The 22601-nt window shown below is 42.6% G+C and carries 20 protein-coding genes and 1 pseudogene; 13 read left to right on the forward strand and 8 right to left on the reverse strand.

From position 1 onward, the window contains the following. The first annotated feature begins 110 nt into the window (after window positions 1-110). From GSQ19_RS24380 to GSQ19_RS24405, 6 genes are all read left to right on the forward strand, one after another. Window positions 111-3101: a UPF0182 family protein gene (locus GSQ19_RS24380; protein WP_011320395.1), complete on the forward strand. Its 2991-nt coding sequence runs from the start codon at window positions 111-113 to the stop codon at window positions 3099-3101. Between the two features lie 176 nt (window positions 3102-3277). Further along, window positions 3278-3502 (forward strand): hypothetical protein, encoded by a 225-nt coding sequence (locus tag GSQ19_RS24385; RefSeq protein WP_041456916.1) that lies wholly within the window; start codon window positions 3278-3280, stop codon window positions 3500-3502. Between the two features lie 266 nt (window positions 3503-3768). Next, a complete protein-coding gene (locus tag GSQ19_RS24390; RefSeq protein WP_011320397.1) occupies window positions 3769-4944 on the forward strand; it encodes a pyridoxal phosphate-dependent aminotransferase in 1176 nt (391 codons plus the stop codon). Window positions 4945-5249: 305 nt separating this feature from the next. Next, on the forward strand, window positions 5250-5687 hold the full coding sequence (locus GSQ19_RS24395) for a secondary thiamine-phosphate synthase enzyme YjbQ (RefSeq protein ID WP_011320398.1): 438 nt from the start codon (window positions 5250-5252) through the stop codon (window positions 5685-5687). A 225-nt stretch (window positions 5688-5912) separates the two neighbouring features. Then, window positions 5913-6950: a class II fructose-bisphosphatase gene (gene glpX, locus GSQ19_RS24400; protein ID WP_011320399.1), complete on the forward strand. Its 1038-nt coding sequence runs from the start codon at window positions 5913-5915 to the stop codon at window positions 6948-6950. A 228-nt stretch (window positions 6951-7178) separates the two neighbouring features. Beyond that, window positions 7179-8465, forward strand: a complete 1287-nt coding sequence (locus GSQ19_RS24405) for a glutamyl-tRNA reductase (protein ID WP_011320400.1) — start codon at window positions 7179-7181, stop codon at window positions 8463-8465. Between the two features lie 88 nt (window positions 8466-8553). Here the strand turns inward: GSQ19_RS24405 and GSQ19_RS24410 are convergent. Continuing rightward, window positions 8554-8802 (reverse strand): annotated as a pseudogene (locus tag GSQ19_RS24410) (Uma2 family endonuclease); the annotation flags it as partial. 155 nt (window positions 8803-8957) lie between these two features. Beyond that, the gene (locus tag GSQ19_RS24415; RefSeq protein ID WP_011320402.1) at window positions 8958-9131 is read right to left on the reverse strand and encodes a MerR family transcriptional regulator; all 174 of its coding nucleotides are present in this window, start codon (window positions 9129-9131) and stop codon (window positions 8958-8960) included. Window positions 9132-9345: 214 nt separating this feature from the next. Between GSQ19_RS24415 and GSQ19_RS24420 the strand changes: the two genes are divergently transcribed. Both GSQ19_RS24420 and GSQ19_RS24425 read left to right on the forward strand, forming a co-directional pair. Beyond that, a complete protein-coding gene (locus GSQ19_RS24420; protein WP_011320403.1) occupies window positions 9346-9936 on the forward strand; it encodes a DUF2087 domain-containing protein in 591 nt (196 codons plus the stop codon). Window positions 9937-10029: 93 nt separating this feature from the next. Continuing rightward, window positions 10030-10941, forward strand: coding sequence for a hypothetical protein (locus GSQ19_RS24425; RefSeq protein ID WP_011320404.1), 912 nt, complete (start codon window positions 10030-10032; stop codon window positions 10939-10941). 393 nt (window positions 10942-11334) lie between these two features. Here the strand turns inward: GSQ19_RS24425 and GSQ19_RS24430 are convergent, their stop codons facing one another. After that, entirely contained in the window at window positions 11335-12117 is a 783-nt protein-coding gene (locus tag GSQ19_RS24430) for an ABC transporter ATP-binding protein (protein WP_011320405.1), read from the reverse strand. After that, a complete protein-coding gene (locus GSQ19_RS24435) occupies window positions 12107-13240 on the reverse strand; it encodes a branched-chain amino acid ABC transporter permease (RefSeq protein ID WP_011320406.1) in 1134 nt (377 codons plus the stop codon). The genes GSQ19_RS24430 and GSQ19_RS24435 overlap by 11 nt, the downstream gene beginning before the upstream one ends. A gap of 235 nt (window positions 13241-13475) precedes the next feature. Here GSQ19_RS24435 and GSQ19_RS24440 point away from each other — a divergent pair, with 235 nt between their 5' ends. The 3 genes from GSQ19_RS24440 (at window position 13476) to GSQ19_RS24450 (ending at window position 15736) form a co-directional block, all read left to right on the forward strand. Beyond that, window positions 13476-13673, forward strand: coding sequence for a hypothetical protein (locus GSQ19_RS24440; protein WP_010995222.1), 198 nt, complete (start codon window positions 13476-13478; stop codon window positions 13671-13673). Window positions 13674-13787: 114 nt separating this feature from the next. Then, on the forward strand, window positions 13788-14045 hold the full coding sequence (locus GSQ19_RS24445; protein WP_041456312.1) for a hypothetical protein: 258 nt from the start codon (window positions 13788-13790) through the stop codon (window positions 14043-14045). 104 nt (window positions 14046-14149) lie between these two features. Further along, window positions 14150-15736, forward strand: a complete 1587-nt coding sequence (locus GSQ19_RS24450) for a glucose-6-phosphate isomerase (RefSeq protein ID WP_011320408.1) — start codon at window positions 14150-14152, stop codon at window positions 15734-15736. 132 nt (window positions 15737-15868) lie between these two features. Here the strand turns inward: GSQ19_RS24450 and GSQ19_RS24455 are convergent, their stop codons facing one another. Continuing rightward, a complete protein-coding gene (locus GSQ19_RS24455; RefSeq protein ID WP_011320409.1) occupies window positions 15869-17377 on the reverse strand; it encodes a UbiD family decarboxylase in 1509 nt (502 codons plus the stop codon). A gap of 218 nt (window positions 17378-17595) precedes the next feature. Between GSQ19_RS24455 and GSQ19_RS24460 the strand changes: the two genes are divergently transcribed. Continuing rightward, entirely contained in the window at window positions 17596-18987 is a 1392-nt protein-coding gene (locus GSQ19_RS24460) for a carotenoid oxygenase family protein (protein WP_011320410.1), read from the forward strand. An 89-nt stretch (window positions 18988-19076) separates the two neighbouring features. Continuing rightward, a complete protein-coding gene (locus GSQ19_RS24465) occupies window positions 19077-19643 on the forward strand; it encodes a Uma2 family endonuclease (RefSeq protein ID WP_011320411.1) in 567 nt (188 codons plus the stop codon). 12 nt (window positions 19644-19655) lie between these two features. On the opposite strand, the gene arsC is transcribed toward GSQ19_RS24465, so the two are convergent. Genes arsC through arsJ form a run of 3 tightly spaced genes read right to left on the reverse strand, consistent with a single transcriptional unit; the run spans window position 19656 to window position 22494 of the window. Continuing rightward, the gene (gene arsC / locus GSQ19_RS24470; RefSeq protein WP_011320412.1) at window positions 19656-20051 is read right to left on the reverse strand and encodes an arsenate reductase, glutathione/glutaredoxin type; all 396 of its coding nucleotides are present in this window, start codon (window positions 20049-20051) and stop codon (window positions 19656-19658) included. Between the two features lie 47 nt (window positions 20052-20098). Then, entirely contained in the window at window positions 20099-21229 is a 1131-nt protein-coding gene (gene arsB / locus GSQ19_RS24475; protein ID WP_011320413.1) for an ACR3 family arsenite efflux transporter, read from the reverse strand. A 5-nt stretch (window positions 21230-21234) separates the two neighbouring features. Beyond that, window positions 21235-22494 carry an organoarsenical effux MFS transporter ArsJ gene (arsJ, locus tag GSQ19_RS24480; protein ID WP_011320414.1) on the reverse strand — a complete coding sequence of 420 codons (1260 nt, stop codon included), beginning with the start codon at window positions 22492-22494 and terminating at the stop codon, window positions 21235-21237. Between the last annotated feature and the right edge of the window lie 107 nt (window positions 22495-22601).

Below are 22601 nucleotides of genomic sequence, written 5' to 3' on the forward strand. Positions count from 1 at the left end.
ATTAATTTAAGCCAGCAGCATAATTACCAGGGAAATTCATAATAAAGAGGAAGGTAAAGGAAAAAGTCCTGATTACCTATGCCCAGAGTATTTAATTTAGCTGCCCAAGAATGTTTTGGAAATGGTGCTTTCGACTCTCAATAGTCTTTGTAGGACTTTGGCTACTCTTGGATTTGAGTTCCCGCTTGGGGGCAGAGATTTTTTGGTTTCAAGAGGTTGGCTATCTGCAAGTATTTCTCCTGCGGCTGGCGAGTCGTGGGGCTTTATGGGTGGTTGCTGTGGGTGTAACTGCTGTCTATCTGTGGGGAAATTTAACTTTGGCGCAACGGCTAAAGTATCCCCGGTCTTTGAAGATTGCGGAGGTTAGGCGAGAAGAAGCAGAGTTGAGTGTGGGTCTGAAAAACTTTCTCAGTCCTCAATATTCTCTGTTAAATGCGCCTAAAATTCATGATGCTGGCCACTTAAAACCTTTCAGATTGCGTTGGCTGCTACCCTTGACTGTGGTCTTCAGCTTATTGGCAGGGTTAATTTTAGTTCACTATGGAAAAATAGCTCTTGCTTACTGGTATCCAGCTTTTAACAAGAATAGTTTACCGATAATTACTCCATTTCGTTTAGAAACTATCTGGGAACTGGGCAGGCAGGTTTTTTCCCAAGTTTTATATCTGGGTCTCATTGTCGGCGTAGCGATCGCTATTCTTATTTACTCACAATTTTTCCTCAGGGCGATCGCTGTTATTCTCAGTGTTGTGTTTGGGACAATTCTTTTTCACAACTGGGCTAAGGTTTTACAGTATTTCTCCCCTACACCCTTCAACAGCACTGACCCTTTATTTGGGAAAGATATCAGCTTTTATATATTTTCCCTGCCATTGTGGGAATTGCTAGAACTGTGGTTAATGGGGATGTTTTTGTATGGCTTTATTGCTGTAACTCTTACCTATCTCCTCTCAGCTGACAGTCTCAGTCAAGGAATTTTCCCTGGTTTTTCACCCCAACAGCAACGCCATCTCTACGGTATGGCTGGCTTATTAATGTTGATGGTGGCTTTCAGTTATTGGCTGAGTCGTTATGAGTTGGTTTATTCGCCTCGCGGGGTGAGTTATGGCGCTAGTTACACGGATGTGGTCGTACAGTTACCCATTTATAACATCTTGTGTGTTCTGGGATTAGCGATCGCATTTTACCTGTTGTGGCGGACAATTTTCTGGCGCGCTAAATCTCAGTATCGCCAATTTGTCTTTTACGGATTGGGTGTTTATTTGTTTGTGGTCGTAGCGGCTGGGTCTGTTTTACCTACAGTAGTCCAGTATTTGATTGTTCAACCTAACGAATTACAACGGGAACAACCATACATTCAACGTACAATTGCCTTGACTAGGCAAGCATTTAGTTTAGAAACAATTGATGCTAGAACTTTTAACCCCCAAGGAAATTTAACTACAGCCGCTATCCAAGCTAATGATTTGACGATTCGTAACATTCGTCTGTGGGATAAGCGACCACTGTTAGAAACTAACCGCCAACTGCAACAATTCCGCCCTTACTATCGCTTCCCTGACGCAGATATCGACCGCTACACCTTAGAAGCGGAAGCAGCCGCAAATAGACCAGTAAACCCTAACCAGTTGCCAGCACCAACAGAACGACGACAGGTATTAATTGCACCCAGGGAACTAGATTACAGTGCAGTCCCAGAGCAGGCGCAAACATGGATCAACCAGCATTTAATTTATACTCACGGTTACGGGTTTACCATGAGTCCGGTCAATACGGCTGGGCCTGGTGGACTACCAGAATATTTTGTCAAAGATATTGCTGGAAGTAACGAAGGCGCACTTTCTACTTCCAGTGAAGCAGTTCGTGACAGCATTCCTATTGGGCAACCCCGACTTTATTACGGTGAAATTACCAATACTTATGTAATGACTGGTACAAAGGTGAGGGAGTTAGACTATCCCAGTGGTAGTGATAATGCGTACAATGCTTATGATGGTTTGGGTGGTGTCATTATAGGCAATGGTTGGCGACGGGGACTATTTGCCATGTATTTAAAAGATTGGCAAATGTTGTTTACGCAGGACTTTTTACCAGAGACAAAGGTATTATTTCGCCGGGATGTCAAGCAGAGAATTCAGGCGATCGCACCTTTTTTAAAATTTGATAGTGACCCCTATTTAGTTGCGGCTGATGGTAGTCCAGCATTTCCAGGGCAGAATAATTACTTGTATTGGATTGTCGATGCTTACACGACGAGCGATCGCTATCCCTACTCAGACCCCGATAATAATGGCATAAATTACATTCGTAACTCTGTCAAAGTAGTTATTGATGCTTACAACGGCAGTGTAAAATTTTACATTGCAGATGCGACAGATCCCATCATTGCTACTTGGTCAGCTATATTTCCCCAGATGTTTCAGCCATTGAGTGATATGCCAGTTACTCTCCGCAGCCATATCCGCTATCCATTAGATTACTTTGGCATCCAATCAGAGCGGTTAATGACCTATCACATGACTGACACCCAAGTATTTTACAACCGAGAAGACCAATGGCAAATCCCCAATGAAATTTATGGCAGTGAAAGCCGTCCAGTAGAACCTTATTATTTGATTACTAGTTTACCTACCGTCCCCTTTGAAGAATTTCTTCTCCTGCTACCTTATACCCCCAAACAACGGACTAACTTAATTGCTTGGTTAGCCGCGCGATCTGATGGTGAGAACTACGGTAAATTGTTACTGTATAACTTTCCTAAGGAACGGCTTGTATTCGGGCCAGAGCAAATAGAAGCACGTATTAACCAAGACCCAGTAATTTCCCAGCAAATTTCCTTATGGAATCGTCAGGGTTCGAGGGCAATTCAGGGGAATTTGTTAGTAATTCCCATCGAACAATCTCTGTTATATGTGGAGCCAATTTACCTGGAAGCAACACAAAATAGCTTACCAACTCTCGTGCGGGTAGTCGTAGCTTACGAAAACCGTATTGTCATGGCACAGACCTTGGAACAAGCTTTACAGGCTATCTTTCAGCCAGAAGTCACACCAGCACCAGCAATTATTCGTCCTTTCGAGGAAGTTACTCCACCAGGTTAAGTTGATTTTTCAAAATGCCAATTCTAAAGAAAACCTTAAGTATATGTACTCATATATCTTTTGAGAGAAGTTAAAGAATATTAACTTTTGTAAAAATCAAATGATTAGCCTCTTTCTACCTAAATCTACAAAATCAGCTCTTTAGAGTCTTCATGCTCATGCAAGGCAAATTTTTTATGTCACAGGAAGAAAAGGAGAAGCTATTTCACACCCAGTTAGTCAAGTACGGTGTGAGATATGAAAAAGCGGCAAGAGTGGCGAGCATTTTAGCTTCTGGGAAATCTGAGGAAGTTTTTTCCGAAGAAGAAAAACAACTCGTAACCGAAGTGTGTCAACAGTGGCTAATAGGACACAAACGCCATAAGCAGATCGTTTCTTCATTGACAAGAATCAAAAGTTAGTTATCGAACAATTAGGTTTAAAACCCCGGACTTCCAGAATCTGATAGAGAATATTGGACTGCCTTACCAACTTGGTAGCTCCGCCACCTTCAAGATGTGGGAGTGTCAAGAGCTGCACAGTTAGAAACGTGACACAATTAAAAATATGCTGCACCTTATTATTGGGCGGCTTTTACGATGCAGGGGGAGTGGAGGTGATAACTTGGGAACGGGGAAACAGTGTGGAGGCTGTTGACTGTTGACCGTTGACTACTGACTAATGACTAATGACTAACTTCACTTCTCGGATGCAGGCGGTACAGTCGCCGATTATTCCTGTGGTTGGGGAATTAATTCAAAATTCGCCAGGGACTATTTCTTTGGGACAGGGTGTGGTTTCTTATAGTCCGCCACCAGAAGCTATTGAGCTTTTGCCGAAATTTTTGGCTGACCCTGCTAATAATTTATATAAAGCTGTGGAGGGTATTCCTCCTTTGTTGAATGCGTTGACAGACAAATTGTCTACGTTCAACAAGATGGAAATCACGACAGATAACTGTATTGTGGTGACGGCGGGAAGCAATATGGCGTTTATGAACGCTATTTTGGCGATTACTTCTCCTGGTGATGAAATTATTCTCAATACGCCTTACTACTTCAACCACGAAATGGCGATCGCAATGGCTGGTTGTCGTGCAGTGTTGGTGGAAACCGATGAAAATTACCAACTGCGTCCAGAGGCGATCGCTCAAGCTATTACCCCAAAAACCCGCGCGGTGGTCACAATCTCCCCCAATAATCCGACAGGTGTTGTCTATTGTGAAGATTTATTACGTAATGTAAACCAAATTTGCGCTAATTGTGGCATCTATCACATTAGTGATGAGGCTTATGAATACTTTACTTACGATGGTGTAAAGCACGTTTCTCCAGCCTCATTTGCTGGGAGTAGTGAGTATACAATTTCCCTTTATAGTCTTTCTAAAGCTTACGGGTTTGCCAGTTGGCGAATTGGCTATATGGTGATTCCCAAACATCTGCTTGTCGCCATTAAAAAAGTCCAAGATACGATTTTGATTTGTCCGCCTGTGGTTTCTCAGTATGCAGCTTTGGGAGCATTGCAAGCAAAACCAGAATATTTACAAGATCATATTCAGGCGATCGCTCAAGTGAGGAAAATAGTATTCGACTACCTCAACCAACTCCAAGGCTTATGTACTATTACTCCCGCCGATGGTGCTTTCTATGTTTTCCTGAAAGTGCACACTCAAATAGATGCTTTTACACTAGTCAAACAACTAATTCAAGAATATAAAGTGGCTGTAATTCCCGGTACAACTTTTGGCATGGAAAGTGGTTGTTATCTGCGGGTTGCTTACGGTGCGTTGCAAAAAGATACAGTCCAAGAAGGTATTGAAAGGTTAGTACAAGGATTGAAAACAATTTTATATCCAGAAAAATGAGATAATAATTTTTAGAATCCATCAATCAGCAGTCAGAATCAATAAGACTTTGATATTACAGCTTATACCGTTTCTTGATGTAGCTTGCCTAGCGTAGCCATAGATGCACTTTATTCTGTACTGTAGAGACGTTGCATGCAACGTCTCTACATCATTTATTTGAGGCAGCTTCATATTAATTTGGTATTAGTGCTTTGAATAAAATTAAAGCTACTATGATTTGCTAATTTTTCAGTCATGATAAATTTGCACTACTGATTTTTGATTTTTTGCCAATAAATTGGGTATTTAATATTAAGTTTGTTATGTCCATATTCAATAAAATCATCGAAATAGAAACAGAACCAGGAATTAATATTTACAACATCACAAACTATCTCAAGGATTTTTTAGCTACTACTGCCATTCAAAATGGGCAAATTTTAGTATTTTCACAACATACAACTACAGCTTTAGCTATTAATGAAGATGAAGTGAGATTATTAGAAGATATAAAAGTATTCTTGCGAAAAATAGCACCTGAATCAGAACGTTACCTGCACAATGATTTACATTTAAGAGTTGTGCCAGAAGATGAACCAATGAATGCTCATTCTCATTTGATGGCAATGATGTTAACAACTAGCGAAGTTGTCCCCGTAATAGAGGGAAAATTAGCTTTAGGAACTTGGCAATCTGTATTGTTTTTCGATTTAGATGGCCCCCGTAAAAGAAATGTGTTGCTACAAATTTCTGGGGAATAACTCCACGGACAAATCATTTAATACATGGGTGAGAAATATACAAAAAAAATAGTACTTAAGTACTGTTTTTAGGGCTGTTGGTGTGGAAATACATGACTTAGCAGCAAAACTTAACACAGATGCAAGTAGATACTATTTTCCACAGGTATCCGCCCTTTGGTAGACTTGAAAACTGAAATGGCTAGAAAAAACGACGGAAAGTCAAGCAGTTGAGAGGGCGACTTTGTGGAAAATACACTTGGATTAGAGATTATTGAGGTAGTTGAGCAAGCCGCGATCGCATCCGCAAAGTGGATGGGTAAAGGCGAAAAGAATACTGCTGACCAAGTAGCAGTAGAAGCAATGCGGGAGCGCATGAACAAAATTTATATGCGCGGTCGCATCGTAATTGGGGAAGGGGAACGGGACGACGCGCCCATGTTGTATATCGGCGAAGAAGTTGGTATCTGTACCCAACCAAATGCTGACCAATTATGTAACCCCGATGAATTAGTAGAAATTGACATCGCTGTTGACCCCTGCGAAGGTACAAACCTCGTAGCTTATGGTCAACCCGGCTCAATGGCGGTTCTGGCTATTTCTGAGAAAGGTGGATTATTCGCTGCGCCTGACTTCTACATGAAGAAATTAGCAGCGCCTCCAGCAGCTAAAGGCAAAGTAGACATTAACAAGTCAGCTACGGAAAACCTCAAGATTCTTTCTGAGTGTCTAGACCGTGCTATTGACGAACTTGTAGTAGTCGTCATGAAACGCGATCGCCACCAGGGTTTAATCAAAGAAATCCGCGACGCAGGTGCAAGAGTACAGCTGATTTCTGACGGTGACGTAGGCGCAGCAATATCTTGTGGATTTGCTGGTACTAACATCCATGCACTCATGGGTATCGGTGCTGCACCTGAAGGTGTCATTTCCGCAGCTGCTATGCGTGCTTTGGGCGGACACTTCCAAGGTCAATTGATCTACGATCCAGAAGTAGTAAAAACAGGCTTGATTGGGGAAAGCAAGGAAGCCAACCTTGAGCGTTTAAGCTCTATGGGTATCAATGACCCTGATAAGGTTTACGACGCTCATGAACTCGCATCCGGAGAAACAGTTCTCTTCGCAGCTTGCGGTATCACCTCTGGTAATCTCATGCAAGGTGTACGCTTCTTCCACGGCGGTGCTAGAACTCAAAGTTTGGTTATTTCCAGCCAGTCACAAACTGCTCGTTTTGTGGACACAATTCACATGGCTGGACAGCCCAAGACTGTGCAACTGCACTAGTAATTAGGGAACGGGGATTAGGGACTGGGGAGCAGGGGAAGCAGGGGGAGCAGGGGAAGCAGGGGGAGCAGGGGGAGCAGGGGGAGCAGGGGGGAAATTTCATCCCCAGTACCCAATCCCCATTACCCAATCCCCAGTACCCAATCCCCAATCCCCAATCCCCAATCCCCAGTACCCAATCCCCAATCCCCAATCATTAAATAACCCATTACTAATTACCGATAAGAAATGAATATTGCAGTGGTGGGGTTAAGCCATAAAACAGCCCCAGTTGAAATTCGGGAAAAGCTGAGTATTCCAGAACCACAGACAGAAAGTGCGATCGCACAACTTACCAGCTATCCTCATATTGATGAAGTCGCCATTCTCAGCACCTGTAACCGTCTAGAAATTTACATCGTTGCTGGTGAAACAGATCACGGTATTCGAGAAGTAACTCAGTTTCTTTCCGAACACAGTAAATTGCCAGTGCATTCCTTACGTCAACACTTATTTGTGTTGCTACATGAAGACGCAGTTATGCACATCATGCGAGTGGCGGCTGGATTGGATAGCCTCGTATTAGGCGAAGGTCAAATTCTGGCTCAGGTGAAAAATACTCACAAACTGGGGCAGCAATATAACGGTATAAAAACAATTTTGAATCGATTATTTAAACAAGCACTAACAGCAGGTAAGCGAGTCCGCACGGAAACCAGCATTGGTACTGGTGCAGTTTCCATTAGTTCCGCAGCTGTGGAGTTAGCGCAGATAAAAGCCGAAAATTTAGCAGCTTGCCGAGTCACAATTCTTGGTGCTGGTAAAATGTCACGGCTGTTAGTACAACACCTTGTTTCTAAAGGTGCTACACAAATCAGTATTGTCAATCGTTCACGAGAACGCGCCCAAGAATTAGCGAAGCAATTTTCAGAACACCCCATTCGCACTCATTTGCTTCCAGAAATGATGACAGTCATTGCTGAAAGCCATTTGGTGTTTACAAGCACCTCTGCAACAGAGCCAATACTTGATCGGGCTAAGTTAGAAATGGTTCTAGCACCAAACCAGCCCCTCATGTTATTTGATATTTCCGTACCACGCAACGTCCATACAGACGTGAATGAACTGGCAAACGTCCAGGCTTTCAACGTGGATGATTTGAAGGCGGTGGTAGCCCAAAACTACGAAAGCCGTAGGAAGATGGCTCAAGAGGCGGAACGGCTTTTAGAAGAAGAAATTGAGGCTTTTGATATTTGGTGGCGCAGTTTAGAAACTGTGTCTACAATCAGCAGTCTGCGGAGTAAAATCGAAACTATCCGCGAACAGGAATTAGAGAAAGCCTTATCAAGATTGGGTTCAGAGTTCGGCGACAAACATCAAGAGGTGATTGAAGCCTTAACAAGAGGTATTGTTAATAAAATTTTACATGACCCGATGGTGCAATTGCGCGCGCAGCAAGATGTTGAAGCCAGAAGGCGTTGTATGCAAACCCTACAAATGTTGTTTAACCTAGATGTGGGTGAGCAGTTTAGTTAATTAGGGGTATAGGGGTATAGGGGTGTAAGGGTATAGGGGAAAGAGTAAAACTAAATTCTTCCCTCACACCCTCACACCCTTCTAAATCTCCTCTGGATTTATACCGTCTACCAAATGCTGCTAAAGTATCAGGTGCTTGCTTAATATTAGGATTACCTGCAACTGGATACCAAAATAAATCTCCGGCTATAAATACATCTGGTTGTGTTGCAAATAAAATTTCTAAATTTTCTTTTATTGTTACTATCCAGCGAAATTGCTTGGTATTATCCGCCATCGGTTGTCCGTCGCTTTCGGGGTAGATGACCTCAGATGCGGTATTGGGAGTAATCACCATAACGCTACACCTCCACTCTTGGTCTTTTTCATAGTTTAGTTGGTGGAGATGGTACTTTTCTCATTATTAATGGTATTTTTGTACTATAAATAAATGAGCGATCGCCACACGATATTATCATCTATGGCGATCGCTCAAACTTATTGCCTAAAAACTCACAAATACCGTGTTCTAGCTCGGTAATCTAATAGCGCACCCTGACTAACTACTGTGCGTCCATTGCTTTTGTGAGTGGGGATTTGTCCTTTTTGCAGAGCCATATACAGAGAACTTTGATCCATTCCTAAGAATCGAGCGGCTTGGACAAGCGAAGTACCTTGTCTAGCCATACTGCGATTCCTTCTTTTCCGGCGTGACAGAAATCTCAACATAGCAAAATGTAAAGAACAACTTAAGAAAACTCAACTTTTTGCAGAACGAATCGCAAAATTAACATTAATTCAAAAATCACCAAAGCAGAGCTTGCGCTGCATCAGACGAGGGCAGCATCAGTAATTCGATCTAGCTCTAATTAGATTGTGATCGAATTAAGTATAACAAATTATGAAACAAGAGCAATTTCAGACCCTACTGCAATTTTTTAAGGTGTTGGCTGACGAAAGCCGATTAAAGATTCTAGGGATTCTAGCAAATCAGGAATGCAGCGTCGAAGAATTAGCAGCGTTTATGCAGCTCAAAGAGCCAACAGTTTCCCACCATTTGGCGAGACTCAAGGAGCTAAACTTAGTAACAATGCGCCCAGAGGGTAATAGTCGCATATATCAGTTAGATAATGAAGTTTTGCAAAGCATCAGCAAGGAAATTCTTTCTCCAGAAAAGATAGCCTCCCTAATAGAGGACGTAGATACTGAAGCCTGGGAAAGCAAAATCTTAAAAAATTATTTAGAGATAAGCCCAAACAGCACTGAAGGAGCGCAACGGATTAAAGAAATTCCTGCTAGCCGTAAAAAGCGCCTAGTTATTCTCAAGTGGTTGGTAAACAAATTTGAGTTAGGCATCAATTATTCAGAAAATGAAGTGAATAATATTCTTAATCGCTACCATCCCGATTACGCCACTTTACGACGAGAGTTGGTTAGTTACAAATTAATGCAGCGAGAAAACGGGGTTTACTGGCGGTTAACAGAAATGTAGGTCAATATGGGTGAGATTGCAATTACTTAACTAAAGTAACCTATCGTATATCCTGTTAAACAGATCGAAATAGAGAACAGGGGTATTTTGACTATGGCAAATCCGAGTTGTTCGTTGTGGATTTTTGTGGCGCGGCCGGATACATCTTTCCTTTTACAGACAATTCCTCATTTAGTAAAAGTGCATAACTTTCCTTTTGATGAGAAGGTTTTAGCAGTTGATACAGCTCCACTGATGGGAGACAAAGTGACTCGTCCCCACATCGGTACAATGGAAGAACTCCGCGAGTGTACAGAGAAGTTATTACAAGCAGGTGTTGTGGATCGAGTCGTTGATATAAATTACGATGCAAATTACCACAATGAAGTTTATCGAAAACATTTTGGTACACCGATTCGCTTCACTCATAACTATAAAGGTTATCCCATTTTAGGTTCTATATTTAGTATCGAAGAATGTAAAAGTGACTATATGCTGCACTTCGATAGTGATATGTTGATGTTTCAACAACCCAATCACAATTGGATTGCAGAAGCTGTTAAATTAATGGAAGAAAATCCGAAAATGATGTTTGTGCGCCCACTTGCTGGCCCGCCCACAAATCAGCCAAAATCAGAGCCTTTTGATACTTTTAAAACCTTTGGTAGCAGAGTTTATTTAATAGATTGTAAGCGATTTGATAAATTTCTTCCCATCCCTGTGCTTTGGCGTTCATACAACACAAAATGGATGAACGACTTACCTACATCATTAAAAACTATTCTTAGCAATTTTACAGGTAAAGGTAAGTTAGATTCTTGGGAAATTATGGTGACTCAAAAACTAGAACAGACCGATTATTTCCGGGCTAACTTAACTAACCCTGCCGCTTGGACACTACACCCAAAAGATAGAAGCCAAGCATTTCTTCAAGCTTTACCTAACATGATCGCCAGAATTGAAGCAGGCGATTTTCCTCAGCAGCAAGCCGGGGAGTATGACTTGATTCCGCAAGCTTGGTATTAAGGGTAATGGGTAATGGGTAATGGGTAATGAGAAACTATTCATAAAGTAAATATTAAGTAGGGGAGGCAAAAAGCGGTGTAGATGTTCTTCCCGCTTTATTGCCGTTGTGTTACGGCTATGAAAGGATTTGAGACCCAGAGACAAGAAAATTCAGCCGTAACGCACCATCCATGAGGCGGTGCGTTAGGCGCGAGGATAGTTATTTTGTGACCAATCATTAGGGAAATCAGCGCCTAACACAACGCCAGTTGCTACAACGGAGGGAACCTCCGCAACGCACTGGCTCCCCTACAAAAATTTTATTTTTGCTTTATAAATAACCTCTGAGTAATGAGTAATGAAAAAGAATTTCATTGCTCCCCAATCCCCAATCCCCAATCCCCAATTTATAAACTATTTACCTAAATACGCCTCTAAAACTTGAGAATTAGTTTGGATTTCAGCTGGAGTTCCGTCAGCTAAATTCTGTCCTTCAGCAAGTACCCAAACACGATCGCACAAGGACATGATCACATCCATGTTATGTTCGATAATCAAGAAGGTCATCCCATCTTGACGGTTCCAGGTGAGGATGCGATCGCAAATATCATCAATTAGTCTGGGGTTGACTCCGGCTGCTGGTTCATCCAACAAAATCAATTTGGGATTTGTCATCAAAGCCCTACCCATTTCTAGCAGTTTGCGCTGTCCCCCAGACAAACAGCCTGCATAATCATAAGCTTTTTTAGCTAAACCCACGGATTCCAGCAAAAACATTGCTTGTTCTTGCAGTTGCTTCTCTTCCTTTGCTACTACCTGGGGTTGTAACTGTACCTGCCAAAAATTCTCCCCTGTTTGCTTTTGGGCGGCTAGCAGCATATTTTCTAACACCGATAGCTTGGAGAGAGTCCGGGCTACCTGAAAAGTCCGTACCATTCCCTGTTGGGCGATTTGGTGCGGTTGTAACTGTTGGATGGGTTCGCCATCAAAAATTACACGTCCTTTATCTGGGCGGATAAAGTTTGAAAGTAGGTTAAATAAGGTAGTTTTCCCAGCACCATTGGGGCCAATCAAGCCAGTGATGCTGCCTTGTGCAACTTCAATTCTCGCTTCTTGAACAGCTTTGATACCGCCAAAACTCTTGCAGAGTCCGCTAGCTGCTAATAGGGGGAGTGGGGGTGACTGGTTATTTACCAAGGGTGAGTTCCTCCTTTTTCCCTAAGATACCTTGAGGCCGCCAAATCATCAGCACCATCAAAATTAAACCAATACACATGATGCGGAATGCACCCAGACGCGCCTCATCAAGGGGGATAATTTTCGGTAAAACCTCACGAGTAATGGCATCGTAAGCGAAGTAAATTACAGCACCCAAAATTGTGCCGATATTATTACCAGAGCCGCCTAAAATTACCATAATCCAGGAGTCAAAAGTTAGCTGTGGTTGGAAGTTATCAGGATAAATGGCGCTGAGTTGCCAAGCGAAGAAAGCCCCAGCTACACCAGCGATCGCCCCACCCAACATGAGAGACTGGAGTTTATACCAAAAGACATTCTTACCCATCGCTTTAGGTATTTCTTCATCTTCGCGGATAGCTTTTAGCACACGACCCCAAGGCGATCGCACTAAATATTCCAAACGCCAAAAGACAAACGCCAATACCAACAGCGACACCAGCATTAAACCGGCTTTGGGGATGTAGTTATAGAGTGTGATTACCCCAGAAATATAAATGGCTGTTGCCAATAACCCTAAAATAATTCCTACACCGAAACGGGAAGCAATCTCTTGCTTACTACTTGTTTTATCAGTCGAATTAGTAAGCTGTAATTTCTGGGCGTTCCGAATCCAGCGCCATAACGAAAACACAGTCACAGCAAACAGCAGCGTTAAAATTCCAATCATCAACAGGCGGAAAAACAAATTTGGCTCTGTAGATAAAGGTATAGGATAACTCTGTACCCCAAAGGCTCCAGATACCCAGGTATTACCTACTGGTAAATCTTGGTTATTCACCACTAAGCGAATCAGTTCTCCCGTTCCAATGGTGACAATGGCTAAATAATCTTCCCGCAGACGCAAAGTAGCAAAACCAATCACCAATCCCAACAAAGCGGCGAAAATTGCTCCAAAAATAGCTGAAATAAATAACGGCACACCCTTGAGGCTTAACAATACAGTAGTGTAAGCCCCCAAAGTCATAAAAGCGATATGACCAAAGTTAATTAGCCCCGTAAAACCCCACTGTAAATTCAGTCCCAAGCTAAACAGGGCAAATGTTGCCGTAGAAATTGCTAAAAAAATTAAATATTCAATCATTCGTTAGTTGTCAGTTGTCAGTTGTCAGTTGTCAGTCGCTTTTCTCCTCTATTCGTCTCAATCTCAAGGAGTTCTTTAATTTTGAATTTTGTTGGCGTAGCCTTCCCGTAGGGTATTTTGAATTTTGAATTGATTTGTTCCCGACATTCTATCTCGACCCGACTGACTTATTGCCGTTCGCCCTGGGTCATTTTTGGGAACAATACCTTAGTGTTTTGGGTAATGCCAAGAATGTATGAACTTACTGAGAATTAGAATCCATCACTTAATTGAGCAGTTAAGCGATGAAGAACTGGAAAACGTTTGGCTGGATATGCACGCTTTGCATTGTGACTTTTATATGTTAAAAGCCATACAACAAGTTAAGCGATCGCAGCAACCGTGGGATATTTTAACTCAGGAAGAAGCAATACGGATGTTGATGTTTGTATAAAGGGTACTGGGGATTGGGGATTGGGGACTGGGGATGGAATTTACCCCCTACTTCCCCCGCTCCCCCTGCTTCCCCTACTTCCCCTGCTCCCCCATCTCTCTCAAGGTGACTTCAGTGAGTCTGGAAATGCGTTATGCTAGGTCGTTTTTAGTAGACCTGAAAAGTTTAGAGCCTGCTGCCTATCAGCGAGTGTATGATTTTATTTTTTCTGATTTTTCCCAAAAGTTGTCTTTGCATGGTCTTCCAGAATTGAGACAACTGGATGATGAAGGTATATTTCATCGGTTTACGATAGATAATTATTTAGTTGGTATAGAAATTAGGGGTGAAATTGTAAAATTTCTCCGGGTCATACCTATGCCGGATGTTTGAGGTGAAGAAATTTTCAACACTTAAAACTGTATAAGACTAAGCAGGGGTGGCTCTAACCTTACATTACACTTGTTTTTGAAGGACACTTTACTAGAGATTTCCCTATGGATGCGAAGGCACTTTGGCAACGATACCAAGAATGGTTATATTTCCACGAGGGATTAGGACTGTATCTAGATGTCAGTCGGATGCGTTTTGATGATGCCTTCGTGAAGTCGTTGCTGCCGAAATTTGACAAAGCATTTGCGGATATGGCGGAATTAGAAAAGGGTGCGATCGCCAATCCTGATGAGAACCGCATGGTGGGACACTATTGGCTACGGAACCCAGACTTAGCGCCCACGCCAGAAATAGCCCAAGAAATTGTTCAAACCTTGGAACAAATTGAAGCTTTTGCGGAAAAAATCCAAACAGGTGCTATTCATCCTCCCAAAGCCAACCGCTTCACAGATATTATTTCTATTGGGATTGGTGGTTCTGCCCTCGGCCCCCAGTTTGTCGCTGAAGCCCTCGCCCCAGAATTTCCACCCCTAAAAATTCACTTTATCGACAATACCGACCCCGCCGGCATTGACAAGATTCTCACCCACCTGCGGAATAATCTTGCCAGCACCCTGGTTTTAGTCATCTCCAAATCTGGAGGTACACCAGAACCCCGCAACGGCATGATAGAAGTTAAAAAAGCCTACGCTGGACAAAATTTAGATTTTGCCCAGTATGCAGTAGCTATTACTAGTACTGGTAGCAACCTAGACAAAGTAGCCCAAGCAGAAGGTTGGCTAGCAACATTTCCCATGTATGACTGGGTGGGTGGACGTACCTCGGAAATGTCTTCTGTAGGGCTAGTTCCTGCGGCATTACAAGGCATTGATGTCCGTGCCATGCTAGAAGGTGCAAAAGAAATGGATGACGCTACACGCGTCCCAGAAGTGAAAAACAACCCTGCGGCTTTACTGGCTTTGTCTTGGTACTACTCTGGTAACGGCAAGGGTGAAAAAGATATGGTTGTTTTACCCTATAAAGACAGCTTGCTGCTATTCAGCCGTTATTTGCAACAGCTAGTCATGGAATCTTTGGGTAAAGAAAAAGACTTAGACGGTAAAACTGTCTATCAGGGTATCGCCGTTTATGGTAACAAAGGCTCAACAGACCAACACGCTTACGTCCAGCAGTTACGTGAAGGTGTACCGAATTTCTTTGCTACCTTAATCGAAGTTTTGGAAGACCGTAACGGCGCATCTCCAGAAATAGACCCTGGTGTAACATCGGGTGATTATCTGTCTGGTTTTCTGCTAGGAACCCGCCAAGCTTTGTATGAAAATCAACGCGATTCCATTACAGTGACGATTCCCCAAGTTAACGCCCGTACCGTTGGGGCGTTAATTGCTTTGTATGAACGTACTGTTGGTTTATATGCGAGTTTGGTCAACATTAACGCCTACCATCAACCAGGGGTAGAAGCTGGTAAAAAAGCTGCTGCTGTGATTCTGGATCTACAAACAAAAGTAGTAGGATTACTCCAAAAGGAGAAAACAGCCCTTTCTTTAGAGCAAATTGCTGAGAAAATAGGTGCAGCCGACCAAGTTGAAGCAATTTACAAGATTTTGCGTCACCTCCAAGCTAATCAACGCGGCGTTGTCTTCCAAGGAAATTTGGGACAACCAAGCAGCTTGAAAGTGTCTATTAGCTGATAACTTTCCGTAAAATACCCAACTCTTTGGGGACTGGGGACTGGGGACTGGGGACTGGGGACTGGGTAATAGGCAAAAGTCAGAAGAAAAAATCTTTTACCTTTTGACTTTTGACTTTTTGTCCCCAATCCCCTACTTCATATCGTAACCAAACAAATTAGGGTCGACTTCCCCTAATTGCAAGTCGGCTAAACCATATTCAGCCCATCGTCTTTCTACCATCGCCGCTACATCTGCATCAGATTCTAAAGGTGCGCCCCATTCGTGGTCTGTTTCTGGGGGAATCTTGGTAGTTGCATCAATTCCCATCCGTCCACCCAAACCAATTTTTTCACTAGCAAAATCTAAGGTGTCAAATGGTGTATTGGGGAGAATAAATACATCTCGTGTGGGGTCAACTTTAGAACTAATTGCCCATACTACTTGACGGGGGTCACGAATATTTATGTCTTTATCAACGACAATAACAAATTTGGTGTAAGTGAATTGGGGTAAAGCACTCCAAAAGGCTAAGGCTGCCCTTCTTGCTTGTCCGGGGTATGCTTTATCAATGGAAATAATCGCCGCTTTGTAACTCAAGGCTTCCATTGGCAGGAAAAAATCAACAATTTCTGATACCTGTTGCCGTAGAATTGGAGTATAAATGCGATTGAGTGCGATCGCCATCATCGCTTCTTCTTTGGGTGGACGACCGCTAAATGTGGTCAAATAAATCGGGTCTTTGCGGTGGGTCATGCACTGGAAGCGAATCAAGGGAGAATCTTCTACACCACCGTAATAGCCCATGTGGTCGCCAAAGGGGCCGTCTGGTAACACTTCCCCTGGTGTAATAGTTCCTTCTAGGACAAATTCGGAATCTGCGGGAACTTCTAAATCTACAGTTTTACATTTGGCTAACTGCACACCAGAACCGCCATATAGTCCAGCAAACAGCCATTCAGATAAATCTACGGGAATGGGTGTGGCAGCTGCCATGATAATTAAAGGATCTACACCAAGGGCGATCGCAATCTCTAATTTTTTACCACGTTCAGCAGCTTTGCGTAAATGTCTCGCCCCACCCCGCACTGATAGCCAGTGTACGGTCATCGTATTCTTGGATTGTAGTTGTAAGCGATACACTCCTACATTTGGCGTGCCTGTCTCACAATCCTTTGTAATCACTAGTCCCAAGGTAATAATCTTCCCTGCATCACCAGGGTAAGGACGTATTAAAGGTAACGTATTTAAATTTAGCTCATCACCTTGAACTACTACTTGCTGACAAGCCGGAAAAAAATCCCGTCCCGGTTTCGCTTTCAACACATCAAACAGCACTTTACCAAAATCTATCGCCTGAGAAATTTTCTTAGGGGGTTTTGGTTGTTGCAACATACTCAGCTTTTTACCCAGAGTCTCTAATTCTTGGGGATGCTGCATATTCATCGCCCAGCATATCCTCTCCACCGTTCCCATCAAATTGACCGCTACCGGGAAGGATGCTCCTTTGACATTTTCAAATAATAAGCCCGGCCCACCTTTTTGCAGCATTCGGTTAGAAATTTCCGCAATTTCTAAATTTGGGTCAACTAAAGCAGAAATTCGCTGTAATTGTCCTCTTTCTTCTAAAATTTTAATGAATCCCCGTAAATCTCTGGCCATAGTAAAACTAAATAATTAAGAAATGTGAAGCGCCTTCTTATATTATTAGCCATTGCTGCCCTGTTGTATGGAAAATGGGAATTGGGGATTGGGGATTAGTTTACACTCCATTCAGCAACGCCAACCTCAAATCATCCCTCCATAATGCAACGCCGAAAATGAAAGTGAGAGCGATCGCTAAGATGATAAAAGATTCACTCGCTCTCTAATCCAACACCATGACTACAACAGCAGTCAATCCCTATCTAGAGGGTAATTTTGCACCTGTCCACGAAGAAATTACCACTGACACCTTAAAAGTTATCGGCGAACTTCCCCCTGATTTATCAGGGATGTTTATCCGCAACGGCCCGAACCCTCAATGGACACCCATCGGACAATATCACTGGTTTGATGGTGATGGGATGTTACACGGTGTCAGAATTAGTAATGGTAAAGCTACTTATCGCAATCGCTACGTCCGCACTCAAAGATGGCAAATTGAACATGAGGCGGGTCAAGCCATCTGGACAGGATTTATGGAACCACCCCAGCCAGAACTCCCCAGTAGAAACACTGGAAATACTGCCCTTATCTGGCACGCGGGACAACTATTAGCATTATGGGAAGGCGGCGCGCCCCATGCAATTCAAGTTCCTGATTTAGAAACTATTGGTGAGTACACCTACAATAACCAGCTAAGTTCTGCTTTTACCGCCCATCCTAAGGTAGACCCAGCAACAGGGGAAATGATGTTTTTCGGCTACTCATTTGCACCACCATATCTGCATTACAGCGTGGTTTCCGCCACCGGGGAATTGGTGAGAACAATACCTATAGATTTACCAATGGGGGTGATGATGCACGACTTTGCTATCACTGCCAACTACACAATTTTTATGGATTTGCCCTTGACCTTTAGTGTAGAACGGATGCAACGGGGAGAACCTATGCTAATGTTTGAGAGCGATCGCCCTAGTCGCTTTGGTATTCTACCTCGTCATGGTGACAATAGTCATATTCGCTGGTTTACAGCTCCATCTTGCTACGTTTTCCACACTCTCAACGCCTACGAGGACAAAGACGAAGTAGTACTTTTTGCCTGTCCCATGCGTTCCACCACCGTCCTAGCTTCCCCAGATTCCCAAACAGACCCAGAAGCAGACATTCCCCGTTTACATCGTTGGCGCTTTAACCTCAAAACTGGGAAAGTACATGAAGAAATGCTGGATGATGTCGCCTCAGAATTTCCCCGTATCAATGAAAATTTCTTAGGACAAGCAACGAAATATGGCTACACTAGTCGGTTAGCAAAAGGTTCTATACCTTTGTTTGAGGGTTTAATTAAATACGACCTCAGCAATGCTAAGTCCCAAAATTATGAATATGGACAAGGACGTTATGGGAGTGAAGCTGTTTTTGTACCTCGTCCTGGTGCAACAGTTGAAGATGATGGTTGGTTAATCACTTACGTTTATGATATTGGTGAGGATAGTTCTGAATTAGTTGTCATAAATGCCCAAGATATTAATAGTGAACCGATAGCGCGAGTGCTACTTCCCCAACGAGTACCTTACGGTTTTCATGGTATCTGGGTTACTGAAGAACAGTTGAATTTTGGAAGAATATAATTACAGGTAGCTTTGCTACCTTTAAAGCTTTTCATCTGTGCGCGCAACGAAAATAGGTAGACTCGATAATATTAAAACTAGGTGTTTAAATGACAATTACAACTACAGAAACTACTAGTTTAAAAGAGTTTTTAAAACTCCCATACATAGATGAGTCACCAGCATGGGAGTATATTAACAGTCAAGTGATTCAAAAACCTATGCCAGGGGGAAAACATAGCCTTTTGCAGAAACGTTTAGTTGCAGTAATTGATACAGCAGGGACTGATTATGAAGCTTTTCCGGAATTGCGTTGTACCTGTGATAATCGTTCAGTAGTTGCAGATGTGGCTGTAGTTGCTACAAATCAAATACCATTAGATGATAGTGGAGATATAATTAGCACTGGCATCAACTTCGCACCAAATTGGGTAATTGAAATCCTCTCCCCTGACCAAAGCCAAACTAGAGTAACTGGCAATATTTTACACTGTATAAAAAATGGTACTCAACTAGGATGGTTAATAGATCCTAGTGAACGTTCAATTATTGTTTATCAGCCGGCAAATCTGCCTGATTTATTATTTGGCGAAGATGTGTTACCTGTATTAGAAGGTATAAATCTGACGATTACTGTTAATCAAATATTTGCTTGGTTGCAACGAAGAGATAAATAAAAAGGCGTTGATTTAGTTGAGTAATGCGATTAATTTGACAACTCTTTCTTTAATCTCATCACGCACACGGCGAAAAGCTTCTATTGATTTTCCTTGAGGATCATCAAGTTGCCAATCTTCAAATATATCTCGTAATATCCAAGCTTCTGGTAAATTCACACCACAACCACATAAGGAAATTACGGCATCATACTCTTCTGGATGGAAATTTTCTAAAGGCTTAGAAGTCTGGCTACTAATATCAATCCCAATTTCTGACATGACTTCTACTGTAAATGGATCTATCTGACTAACTGCTAAACCTGCACTAGTCACAGCGATATTATCTTTACCTAATATTTTAGTAAAGCCCTCTGCCATTTGCGATCGCCGGGAATTATGCTTACATACAAACATGACTTTTTTCATGATTTCTCCCTCTTACAGAAGATAAACAGAAACCCTTTGACGCTATCTCAGTGAAAAGAAGTGATACAGCGTGGATCTCGTAATGTTGCCTTTTCCGGCTGGCGCGGGAACCAAGATGCTGTGCGTTTGCATAACTCGACTAACATCAACATAACGGGAACTTCAATTAAAACACCCACCACTGTGGCGAGTGCAGCGCCAGAGTTCAAACCAAACAGCATCACGGCTGTAGCGATCGCCACTTCAAAATGATTGCTAGCTCCAATTAAGGCGGCTGGCGCAGCGTCTTCGTAAGCAAGATTGAGCTTCAAAGCTGCTACATAAGTGATTAAAAAGATAAAATTAGTTTGAATAAATAGTGGTACAGCAATCAATAAAATATGTAGGGGATTCTTAACTATTAATTCGCCCTTAAAAGCAAATAGCAAGATTAAAGTTAGTAGTAAAGCCGTAATAGCAATGGGACTGAGATATTTAAGAAATCGACTTTCAAACCATTCTCTACCTTTGTATTTAAAAATCCAGTAACGGCTATATATGCCAGCGATTAATGGCAACCCGACGTAAATTAGCACCGACAAAACGATAGTTTGCCACGGTACGGTTAAATCATTTGCTGCTAATAACCACCTTCCCAAAGGTGCGTACAAAAATAGCATTGCTAGAGAATTAACAGCCACCATCACCAAAGTGTGACCTTGATTCCCATAGGAAAGATAACCCCACATCAAAACCATTGCTGTACAGGGGGCAATTCCTAGTAAAATCGTCCCAGCTATGTAAGAGTTGGCGATCGCTACTTCACCACCACGAATTAATTCTGTACCTGTAATTAAGGGACGAAACAACCAGCCTAAAAAGAACTGAGAAAAAGCCACCATCGTAAATGGTTTAATTAACCAGTTCACCACCAGAGTCAGAATTACAGGTTTTGGGGTGCGGATTGCATTCATCGCTTGCGTAAAGTCTATCTTCACCATGATGGGATACATCATGAAAAACAGACATACTGCAATGGGAATTGATACTTGATAAACACTGATAGCATCTAGTTTTACCGCTAACTCTGGGAATAATCTTCCTAAAGCTATGCCGACAAAGATGCACAAAAACACCCATAATGTGAGGTATTTTTCAAAAAAGCTGAGATTACTTTTGGTTTGTTGATTCAGGCTCATCGTTTTTAATCTCCATCTCCAGCTTTCCAGGCGATCGCTTTACTTGGTTGAGGATCTGGTAATCTCAGGGAAACTATGGCTGCACCTAGTACCAAAAACGCAGATGTCCACAGACAGCCAACTAAGCCTAGCCATTGATATACCAAACCAGATAAAACTGTACCTGCTAATCTACCGCCGGAGTTCGCCATATAGTAGAAGCCGACGTTTAGGGCTACTTTGTCATCGTCGGTGAACGCCAAAACTAAGTAAGAGTGAACCGCAGAATTGAACGCAAACACCACACCAAACACGAGCAGTCCCCCAACTATGGCAAAATTAGCAGGTATACCAAACTGCAAAGCTAGGGCGATCGCAGCTGGCACAGCAGTTAGTGTCAATGTCCAAAATTGGATAGTCTTTGATTGTGGCGGACGACCAGAACCAAACCGCCTAATCAGCGATGGTGCAGACGATTGAATAATTCCATAACCAATCACCCACACCGCCAAAAATCCACCCACTTGGTAAAACGACCAACCTAAAACCTCACGCAAGAACACTGGTAACGCCACTACAAACCAGACATCCCGCGAACCAAAAAGAAAGAATCGGGCGGCTGAGAGGATATTAATCTCTGGACTTTTAGAAAACAGTTGGCTAAATTTAACTTTCTTCTTAATTTTGCCCATGCCTTTAGGCAACATTAACCCAGTAAACATCAGCAGTAACAATCCCCCTGCCATAACTAACAGGGAATTGACAAAGCCAAACAAACCTAACAAGGCGCTACCAACAAAAAAGCCTACTCCCTTGAGAGCATTTTTAGAACCCGTTAATATAGCTACCCACTTAAATAAGGAAGACTGGTCATCTTGGGGAACCACCAAGCGAATCGCACTTTTAGAACTCATCTTGGTTAAATCTTTGGCAATTCCCGAAAACGCCTGAGCTACCATCACATACATCACAGCCAACCACTGCGCCCAACTAGGATTGAGATATGCCAGCATCACTAAAGAGAAAATCTGTAAACCAATGCCGGTGTAGAGAGTAACCTTCAATCCTAATTGTGAGCCAATCCAACCGCCTAAAAAGTTGGTGACAATACCGAATATTTCGTAAAACAGGAATAAAGAGGCGATTTCTAAGGGAGTGTAGCCGATTTTATTGAAATAAAGCAGCACCAGCATTCTTAGAGCGCCATCAGTGATAGTGAAACCCCAATAGGCTAGAGTTACGAGAATATAGTTTTTGAAATTGGCTTTAGAAGCTGTAGTTGTCATGGGGATTGGGGACTGGGGACTGGGGATTGGGGAATTTACTTTTGAGCTAATACCACGTGAGTTCGATAGATTCGGAAGAACCCCTCTCCATAGCTTGCTTCCCGCAG

The sequence above is a fragment of the Trichormus variabilis 0441 genome, from assembly GCF_009856605.1.
GTDB lineage: Bacteria > Cyanobacteriota > Cyanobacteriia > Cyanobacteriales > Nostocaceae > Trichormus > Trichormus variabilis.

Excerpts from the sequence above, each read along its gene's own strand:
- GSQ19_RS24435 (WP_011320406.1), bottom strand. The coding sequence starts at position 13,240 with ATGATTGAATATTTAATTTTTTTAGCAATTTCTACGGCAACATTTGCC.
- GSQ19_RS24440 (WP_010995222.1), top strand. The coding sequence starts at position 13,476 with ATGAACTTACTGAGAATTAGAATCCATCACTTAATTGAGCAGTTAAGC.
- GSQ19_RS24450 (WP_011320408.1), top strand. The coding sequence starts at position 14,150 with ATGGATGCGAAGGCACTTTGGCAACGATACCAAGAATGGTTATATTTC.
- arsB (WP_011320413.1), bottom strand. The coding sequence starts at position 21,229 with ATGAGCCTGAATCAACAAACCAAAAGTAATCTCAGCTTTTTTGAAAAA.
- arsC (WP_011320412.1), bottom strand. The coding sequence starts at position 20,051 with ATGAAAAAAGTCATGTTTGTATGTAAGCATAATTCCCGGCGATCGCAA.
- GSQ19_RS24465 (WP_011320411.1), top strand. The coding sequence starts at position 19,077 with ATGACAATTACAACTACAGAAACTACTAGTTTAAAAGAGTTTTTAAAA.
- GSQ19_RS24425 (WP_011320404.1), top strand. The coding sequence starts at position 10,030 with ATGGCAAATCCGAGTTGTTCGTTGTGGATTTTTGTGGCGCGGCCGGAT.
- arsJ (WP_011320414.1), bottom strand. The coding sequence starts at position 22,494 with ATGACAACTACAGCTTCTAAAGCCAATTTCAAAAACTATATTCTCGTA.
- GSQ19_RS24405 (WP_011320400.1), top strand. The coding sequence starts at position 7,179 with ATGAATATTGCAGTGGTGGGGTTAAGCCATAAAACAGCCCCAGTTGAA.
- GSQ19_RS24390 (WP_011320397.1), top strand. The coding sequence starts at position 3,769 with ATGACTAACTTCACTTCTCGGATGCAGGCGGTACAGTCGCCGATTATT.
- GSQ19_RS24415 (WP_011320402.1), bottom strand. The coding sequence starts at position 9,131 with ATGGCTAGACAAGGTACTTCGCTTGTCCAAGCCGCTCGATTCTTAGGA.
- GSQ19_RS24420 (WP_011320403.1), top strand. The coding sequence starts at position 9,346 with ATGAAACAAGAGCAATTTCAGACCCTACTGCAATTTTTTAAGGTGTTG.
- GSQ19_RS24385 (WP_041456916.1), top strand. The coding sequence starts at position 3,278 with ATGTCACAGGAAGAAAAGGAGAAGCTATTTCACACCCAGTTAGTCAAG.
- GSQ19_RS24395 (WP_011320398.1), top strand. The coding sequence starts at position 5,250 with ATGTCCATATTCAATAAAATCATCGAAATAGAAACAGAACCAGGAATT.
- GSQ19_RS24380 (WP_011320395.1), top strand. The coding sequence starts at position 111 with ATGTTTTGGAAATGGTGCTTTCGACTCTCAATAGTCTTTGTAGGACTT.
- GSQ19_RS24460 (WP_011320410.1), top strand. The coding sequence starts at position 17,596 with ATGACTACAACAGCAGTCAATCCCTATCTAGAGGGTAATTTTGCACCT.
- GSQ19_RS24455 (WP_011320409.1), bottom strand. The coding sequence starts at position 17,377 with ATGGCCAGAGATTTACGGGGATTCATTAAAATTTTAGAAGAAAGAGGA.